Genomic DNA, 680 nt, shown 5'->3' with positions numbered 1-680 from the left:
CTTCCAGTGTCGCGACGCAGAATGCCGCCTCCATGGTGATCGACAGCCGCCACGACAGAACCCGGCGGGTCGCCCAGTCCAGCACCACGGCCAGATAGACGAAGCCTCGCGCCATCGGGATGTACGTGATGTCCATCGCCCAGACCTGGTTCGGGCGCGTGATCTCCATGCCGCGCAGCAGATAGGGATAGATCTTGTGGCCGGGCTCGGGCTGGGTGGTGCGCGGCCGGCGGTAGAGCGCCTCTATCCCCATCCGCCGCATCAGCGTTTTGACATGCCGGCGGCCGACCTTGCACCCCTCGGCAGCCAGCAGGCCTCGCAGCATTCGCGAACCGGCGAAGGGAAACTCCAGATGCAGCCGGTCGAGCCTTTGCATCAGCGCGAGGTCTGAGCTGGTCCCGCAAATCTGAACAGCGCGATAAGTGGAGTTTCTGCCTGACGGCGGGCAAGATTGACCCGCGAATCAGGAGAGACGATGAGCAGACGAGCACGGCGGAACCACACTCCGGCTTTCAAGGCGAAGGTGGCACTTGCCGCCGTCAAGGGTGACCGCACGCTGGCGCAACTGGCGGAGCAGTTCGACGTTCACCCCAATCAGATCACATCGTGGAAGGCCCAGCTCGAAGGCAGCGCTGCCGATGTTTTCGGTCCGGGCGGCGGGAGTCGGATCGCCGAACCCA

1 protein-coding gene and 1 pseudogene are annotated in these 680 nt (G+C 64.6%); one reads left to right on the top strand and one right to left on the bottom strand.

Features of this window, described 5'->3' with window-relative positions; genetic code table 11:
- Positions 1 to 394 (bottom strand): annotated as a pseudogene (locus E4K64_RS40075) (DDE-type integrase/transposase/recombinase); the annotation flags it as partial.
- Between the two features lie 81 nt (positions 395 to 475).
- Here E4K64_RS40075 and E4K64_RS40070 point away from each other — a divergent pair.
- Positions 476 to 680, top strand: a 205-nt coding sequence (locus E4K64_RS40070; RefSeq protein WP_135165941.1) for a transposase, incomplete at its 3' end; no start/stop codon positions are given.

The sequence above is a fragment of the Bradyrhizobium frederickii genome, assembly GCF_004570865.1.
Taxonomy (GTDB): Bacteria; Pseudomonadota; Alphaproteobacteria; order Rhizobiales; family Xanthobacteraceae; genus Bradyrhizobium; species Bradyrhizobium frederickii.
The sequence above is the reverse complement of the archived record's forward strand: the minus strand, read 5'-3'. Positions and strand labels throughout refer to the sequence as shown.